This window comes from Anaerostipes sp. MSJ-23 (assembly GCF_018918155.1).
Lineage (GTDB): Bacteria > Bacillota > Clostridia > Lachnospirales > Lachnospiraceae > Anaerostipes.
This window is the reverse complement of the sequence record NZ_JAHLPY010000009.1, coordinates 80,391-87,329: the sequence shown is the minus strand read 5'-3', so window position 1 is coordinate 87,329 and position 6,939 is coordinate 80,391. Positions and strand designations below refer to the sequence as shown.

The following is a 6,939-nucleotide window of genomic DNA, read 5'->3' as shown; positions in this document are numbered from 1 at the left end:
TTGGGGAGACCAATAAAAAAAGACCGTGAAGCGGTCAAAGAAAAAAGGCTCCATGGTCAAGTGGTTAAGACACCGCCCTTTCACGGCGGTAACACGGGTTCAAATCCCGTTGGAGTCATCTTTTTAATTTCTGACATATTCATATGGCGCCGTAGCCAAGTGGTAAGGCATGGGACTGCAACTCCCTGATCACCAGTTCAAATCTGGTCGGCGCCTTTTAAAACACTTTTTAAAAAAAGTGTTTTCGTTGCATTTATAGAATATCGCGGGATGGAGCAGTCTGGTAGCTCGTCGGGCTCATAACCCGAAGGTCGTTGGTTCAAATCCGGCTCCCGCAATCAAAAACTTTGGTAATTTTACCAAAGTTTTTTTTATTTCATAGGAAATTCTGATGAAAGCCCATATGAAAGAAAAAAGCCTCTGGGCAGAAACTGTGGCGGAGAACCCTGTAAAATAGGATTCTTTCTTGTTTAAACAAAATTTTTACTTATTTTTTAAGGAGATGAAAGATGAGTACAGAAGTTATTATACAACAAATGGCTGTTATAGCAATTTTAGTAATCATAGGAATGTATCTTGGGAAAAAAGGCATTATTGATGAAAAGACTGAGCAGAAATTATCTTCGATTGTACTTGATGTATGTAATCCGGCGATGATCTTGTCCTGTGTTTTATCAGGAAGAATTACAGCAACACATACCAAATTGTTAATTGCAGTTTTAATTGCTATTATCTTATATGTTATTTTATGTATTTTGGGTGTTTTATTTCCGTATCTGTTAGGAATCGATTCTGATAAACGGAAATATTATAATATGATGGTTGTTTATACGAATGTTGGTTTTATTGGCATTGCGGTAGCAAAGACTATTTTATCTAACAATGGTATGCTTTATATTATCGTATTTAATATTATGTTTGGACTATTTTTTTATACACATGGAGTAAAAATCCTTGGAGGAAAGAATGAAAGATTTCAGTGGAAAAATCTTTTAAGTCCTGGAATTATTATGTCTTTGTTTACATTGGTTGTTTTTTGGACGGGATTGAAACTTCCAACGGTTATTTCCAATAGTGTCATTTATGTAGGAAACGCAACTGTATTTTTATCCATGTGTCTGTTGGGTGTATCTTTTATTAAAATGTCTGTAAAAAGCTGTATAAAAGATAAAAATATATGGATTTATATTATTCTAAGAATGATTTTGTTTCCAATTGTCTTATTTTTCGTATTAAAAGGACTTGGGCTTGAGATGGAAATGGTTCAGGCTTTTTGCCTGGAGGCCGCAATGCCAGTTGCGAATCTTCCTTTAATCCAAGCAGAAAATAATGGACAGGATACAAGAGTTTTATCAGAAGGAATTATGGTAACAACTGTAATTTCATTTTTTACAATCACAGCGTTGATGAGTTTTGTGTTTGTTTAAAAATATGTAAAAAAACGGCGGAATCGCCGTTTTTCTTATCTATAAAGTTATGTAATATTATTCAAAATCAAGCATAGTCTTGCCTTCGCCACAACATCCTTCAAAGTCATGGATAAAGTCTTTTACAGCATTTTCAGCGACACCATTGAATGCAAGTGCTTTTAAAGTATCTGGATTTATTGTAACAGAACCAATTCCGAATTTGCCCATATCAAGAACTTGCTGAGAGTTTTTGAAGGAAGCGCCAAGAACTTCTGCTTCATACCCAGCAGCTTTTACAATTGTGTGAATATCTTTTGCAATCTGAACACCATCATAACCAAGGTTATCTAATCGATTTACGTAAGGTGCTAAGAATTTTGCACCTGCTTTTGCAGCCATAAATGCGGGCATGACACCATAAATAGCAGTTGCAGTCACATGAATTCCTTCTTTACTTAAAATAGAAATCGCTTTTAAACCGTTGGCTGTAACAGGTACTTTAATATATGTATTTTCTCCAAGAACAGATACCATATGTTTTGCTTCTTTGACCATGGCATCTGTTTCTGTAGATAAAACCTGTGCATGCAACATGGAATCTTCAGGAATCAGAGCACGAATCTTTTTTAGCTGATCCATTGGGTTCGGATTTCCCGTCTTGCTTAAAATCGTTGGATTTGTTGTAACTCCATCATAAGGATATTGTTTATAAAGTTCTTCAATTTTTGTTAAATCTGCGTCATCAATTAAAATTAACATGAATGAAATCCTCCTAAATATATTATAAAAAACAGTAAATAAAAAAATAATACATGAAATTTCCCGCAGTAGGAAATTTCATGTATGAATTTTTTTAAACTTCAAGATCTCCAATAATATCTAAAACTTCCTGTTTTGTTTTTGCATTTCTTAATTTTTCAATATTTTCTGTTTCACAGATAATTTCTGCAAGTTTCATTAAAATATCGAGATGTGTTCCATCTTTTCCTGCTACACCCATAACAATATAAGCTGGTTCATCGCCATAAAGGACACCTTCTGGAACCTGAATAAATGAAATGCCTGATTTTTTGATATATTTTTCAGAACCATCGATGCCATGAGGAATTGCGACATTATTTCCAATGTAAGTGGAAATCACTTCTTCACGTGCATGCATACATGGGATATAATCTTTTTCTACATAACCTTGATCGTAAAGAATTTTTCCAGCACTTTCGATGGCATCAGCCTTGTCTTTTAGTGTTGCATTTAAGATAATATTATTTTCGTTAAAAATATCATTCATAATAGTCTCCTTTTTTTGTTCAATTCTTCAATTCTTTTTTTGGTTTCTTCTTTCTCCCGTTCATTTAAAAGAGGAGAGACACATAAATATTTATCTTCTTCCAAATCCAGAGGAACGGTAGAGAAAATAAAATCATATTTGCTAAGATCTTCGTCATGCAGTTTGTGCAGAGAGATAATCTTTTTTACATCAATTTCGGCAAATTCGCGTTCTAAACGGCTTCGGAGCATTTTGGATGATCCAATACCTGTAGAACATATGACCAATGCAGAAATGGATCGTTTGCTTAAACAGTCAATTGATGCGAGAAAGTAAATAACGATATATCCGATTTCATCTTCTGGGATAGAAGATGATGGATGAAAAATATTTAGAAAATTTTGTTTGACAATCTCATAAAGTTTTGGATTGGATTGATAAACATCTTCAAGCATTGGATTGTTGACATTAATACCGCTTTGGATACGTTCCATTGCCATATTTATATGAAGAAGCAGGTTTTCAGCAAGATTTTTATCGTGGCTGAAAGGAAAATGAAATTTCGATTCCACTTCCCCAATCAGACAGCTGATATTATCAAGATTTTGAAAAGCAGAAACCTGTTTACTTAATTCATAATGTGTCCGCCCAATATAAAGATGAATCATCCACCGGAAATAATCTTGTTCATTTTCATATGGTGTCAATTGAAAAGATTCTTCAAGAATTTTTAAGATATCCATCTGGAAATCTTTTTCATATTCACTATCCGGTTTTTGCATATTCAATTTCAAAATGTCCGGCTGTTGCTCCATCAGTGGATGGCGTTTTATAAAAATTGCAATCAGCAGGAGAAATTCCTGTAATTCTTTATCAGAAATATTCAAATGACGTTTACGGATCACTAGCTGCATTTTCTGATAAAGAATTTTTAATGGTTGTTCGCAGTTGAATTTTTTTAGTAATTCAATAAATGGATTCTGCCGGTATTTTTCATCTTTCAACCATTCGAAGAAGTTGTCTGGGGAAATATTCTGCAAAACAACGTTAACAAGCAGATGTCGCTTTGGAATTTCTTTTCCTGTAAGACGAACTCCTTCACTTTTTTTGGCTTCAAATGTTACATTGTGGCCTTGAATTTTTTCTCTCAGGGCTATGTAATCATTTCTTATTGTTTGTGAGGATGTATTTAGATCAATGGCCAGAGCTTGTGTTTTAATGTAATCATCTTCATTTAGCAGAGTCAGAAGAATGATGTCAACTCGTTCTTTTCCTGAATAATTTTGCTCTGATTTTACATCTTCAAAAGCAGTACTTAAACGTTTGATATTGTAAAGTGATCCGAAGATCATAAATCCTTTGCCTGATGAATTATCAAGTGTCAGATCATAGGATTCAATAGTTTGTGTTACTTCCGGTATTTGACGATAAATAGTTCGTTCTGTTACCTGAAATTTTTTTGCCAGATCGCTTACGGTCACAGGACCGTTGGCGTTCATAAGATATTCAATGATTTCTTTTGAACGATCAGAAATTAGCATAATACACCTGTTCTTTCTATACGATTTCTCCCCGAATATTTGCCTGAAGATCATCGATGATAGAGACAAGATCACTCAGAGAGATGTCTTTTATCATGATTTTATCATAAAAATACAGGATTCGCTGAAAAAGAGGTTCTTCTTCTTGGATCTTGCAAATTTCTTTCATCAGGCATTTTGGTTCTTCGCCATTCATAAAGGAGAGGGCAAGGGCTATTGCAAAAGAAATATATATTGGCGTAATATTTACTTTCTCACAACTTCTTGCTGCTCCTATTAGGCGATCGGAAGGTTTTAGTTTCCGTATTGGGTCACGAGCAACCCTTGATACGGTATCTTTCAGATATGGATTTTTAAAGCGGTGTAACAAGTCATCCATATGTGAATTTAGTTCGGCAAAATTTATGTTATATTTCTGTGCAAGCATCATACAGCTTTCCATCATACAGCCTTTGACTATTTTCTGGATATAGATATTGTTGGCAGCTTCATCGATATAGGTCTTATGCAGAAATTGACCCAAAAAAGCAGTAGTGACGTGTGCCATATTGTGAACATATAATTTTCGTTCCAGAAAATAGTGAAAAGGCTCATAAGCAATGATTTTTTTATATGCGGGTATGTTGCCCTTAAAAGCAGCTTTATCGACCGGCAGAAAATCATATGGTTCTACATGCACGGCCAATGGGTGTTCATCCTTTGAAATAAAAGACGGATCTGCCGGAGGTACCATTCTTCCAATCGATGTTTCTACAAGCCCTAGTTGTTTTTCCATGATTGGGTGATATTGTTTTGGCAATGCATTAAGAAGATATTTTCTTAGCAAAACATCTGCATCCATCAAATTTTCACAGATTAAAAGATCCAAGGCATTTTCAGGGTCCTTTTTCCAGCGTTTCAAGAGACCCTGTGCAATTACTGGAGCAATTCGATTAAGAACATTAGCACCGACAGCAGTTGCAAGAATATCAGCATCAGCGATCTCATTGCTAACAGCTTTTGTGTCTTTTCCATCAACAGCACGAATATTCTTTATCCAATTTGTGGTTTTTTCTTTGTTCATGATGATTTGAGGGTATGTATGTTTTTGATTTATTATTTTTACAACTTCATCATTAACATCGATAAATACAACTTCATAACCGATTTCTGAAAATAGAGCACCAATAAAGCCACGACCGATGCTTCCGGCTCCATACATAATTGCTTTCATAGACGTATCCTTTTTGTAAGATAGTGCCAAGGACTAAGAAAAATATCTCCTTATTCTGGCAGTAAGTTTTAGAGTTCCTTTTTAAAGCGTTCTACAAGTTCATCATATTCTGGGGCCTGTAAATAGTTGGAGATCGACAAGTGTTGTTTGTTTGGCTGAGCCGCTTTGGCAGTTCCGGTAAGTTCTACATGAGTAATAATAAGGTCCGCATCATCTGGAATTCTTGAAATTGCAGTATTAATAACTTCGATTGGAAGCTGCGCTGCTTTTATTTTTTTCTTTAGTGCAGCAGCAGACATTGCAGAAGATCCCATACCAGCGTCACATGCAACAACAATCTTCTTGATATTTTTAATATCAATTCCTGCAACACCGAGGCTGCTGTCATTGGTTGTTGCAGTTGTTGTTTCCTCAGTAGAAGCGGAATTTCCCATAGCTTCTTTTGGAATGACAGATGCTCCAAGAGAGGTGTTTCCACCTTTGGCAACCATTCGTTTTACAAAGAATGAATTTAAAACAAAAGATACAGCACATGATAATACCACGCTTAAAATAACACCAAGCATACAATTTTTTGGTGATAATGCAATGACAGAAAAGATACTTCCTGGAGAAGGAGTTGCAACGGTTCCAACATTAAGGAAGGTAAGAGTTCCTGTTCCTACAATACCACCAGCAATCATACCAATGATAGTTAATGGATTGGCAAGTACATATGGGAAGTAAACTTCATGGATACCACCGAAGAAATGAATTAAAATCATACCTGGAGCGGCTTCTTTCATTTCACCTTTTCCAAAGAACCAGTAAGCAAGTAATAATCCAAGACCTGCACCTGGGTTAGGAACTAATAAAAACAGAGCGGAGTGACCGAGAGTTTTTACTTGTTCGTATCCAATTGGTCCAAAAATACCATGGTCTAATGCATTGTTTAAGAATAATACTTTTGCAGGTTCTACAAAGATTGCAGATAATGGAAGTGCATTATGAGCAACGATCCAGTTTACGCCATTTGTTAAAACTCGTGTAACAGTTTCCATAACAGGTCCAAATACAAGAAGTGCAAAGCAGCAAAGGATTGCACCGATGATACCTAATGAAAAGTTGTTAACAATCATTTCAAATCCACTTGGAATTTTACCATCTACGGCCTGATCAAACTTTTTAATACAGAACCCGGAAAGAGGTCCAAGGATCATAGCTGCAAGGAACATTGGTGTTCCATCAACGGCAACAACAGCACCGATGGTTACAAATGCACCGATAACACCACCACGGTCACCACCAAACATTTTACCGCCTGTATGACCAATCAAAATTGGTAACAGATAATTTAGAATAGGGGTGATTAGGGCTGCAAGTTTTGTATTTGGTGTCCATCCTGTTTTCAGGAAAAATGCAGTGATTAATCCGAATCCGATAAACGCTCCGATATTTGGGATGACCATTCCGGCAAGAACAGATCCAAATTTCTGGAGTTTTTGTGAAAATGTAGTTTTTTCTGCCATT

6 protein-coding genes and 3 tRNA genes are annotated in these 6,939 nt (G+C 35.6%); 4 read left to right on the top strand and 5 right to left on the bottom strand.

Annotation, left to right across the window (positions count from 1 at the left end):
* Positions 1-46 precede the first annotated feature (46 nt).
* From KQI71_RS07615 to KQI71_RS07600, 4 genes are all read left to right on the top strand, one after another.
* Positions 47-118: transfer RNA gene (locus KQI71_RS07615), tRNA-Glu, on the top strand.
* 27 nt (positions 119-145) lie between these two features.
* Positions 146-216, top strand: a tRNA-Cys gene (locus KQI71_RS07610).
* Between the two features lie 48 nt (positions 217-264).
* Positions 265-338, top strand: a tRNA-Met gene (locus tag KQI71_RS07605).
* Between the two features lie 171 nt (positions 339-509).
* Positions 510-1,427: an AEC family transporter gene (locus tag KQI71_RS07600; RefSeq protein ID WP_216435317.1), complete on the top strand. Its 918-nt coding sequence runs from the start codon at positions 510-512 to the stop codon at positions 1,425-1,427.
* Between the two features lie 57 nt (positions 1,428-1,484).
* Here the strand turns inward: KQI71_RS07600 and KQI71_RS07595 are convergent, their stop codons facing one another.
* The 5 genes from KQI71_RS07595 to KQI71_RS07575 all read right to left on the bottom strand — a co-directional run bounded on the left by KQI71_RS07595 (position 1,485) and on the right by KQI71_RS07575 (position 6,938).
* The gene (locus KQI71_RS07595) at positions 1,485-2,168 is read right to left on the bottom strand and encodes a transaldolase family protein (RefSeq protein ID WP_216435316.1); all 684 of its coding nucleotides are present in this window, start codon (positions 2,166-2,168) and stop codon (positions 1,485-1,487) included.
* A 94-nt stretch (positions 2,169-2,262) separates the two neighbouring features.
* A complete protein-coding gene (locus KQI71_RS07590) occupies positions 2,263-2,697 on the bottom strand; it encodes a PTS sugar transporter subunit IIA (protein WP_216435315.1) in 435 nt (144 codons plus the stop codon).
* The gene (locus tag KQI71_RS07585) at positions 2,694-4,217 is read right to left on the bottom strand and encodes a BglG family transcription antiterminator (protein ID WP_216435314.1); all 1,524 of its coding nucleotides are present in this window, start codon (positions 4,215-4,217) and stop codon (positions 2,694-2,696) included. Before KQI71_RS07585 ends, KQI71_RS07590 begins: the two co-directional genes overlap by 4 nt.
* Before the next feature lie 16 nt (positions 4,218-4,233).
* Entirely contained in the window at positions 4,234-5,430 is a 1,197-nt protein-coding gene (locus tag KQI71_RS07580; protein ID WP_216435313.1) for a mannitol dehydrogenase, read from the bottom strand.
* A 68-nt stretch (positions 5,431-5,498) separates the two neighbouring features.
* Positions 5,499-6,938 (bottom strand): PTS mannitol transporter subunit IICB, encoded by a 1,440-nt coding sequence (locus KQI71_RS07575; protein ID WP_216435312.1) that lies wholly within the window; start codon positions 6,936-6,938, stop codon positions 5,499-5,501.
* Position 6,939: the final 1 nt, after the last annotated feature.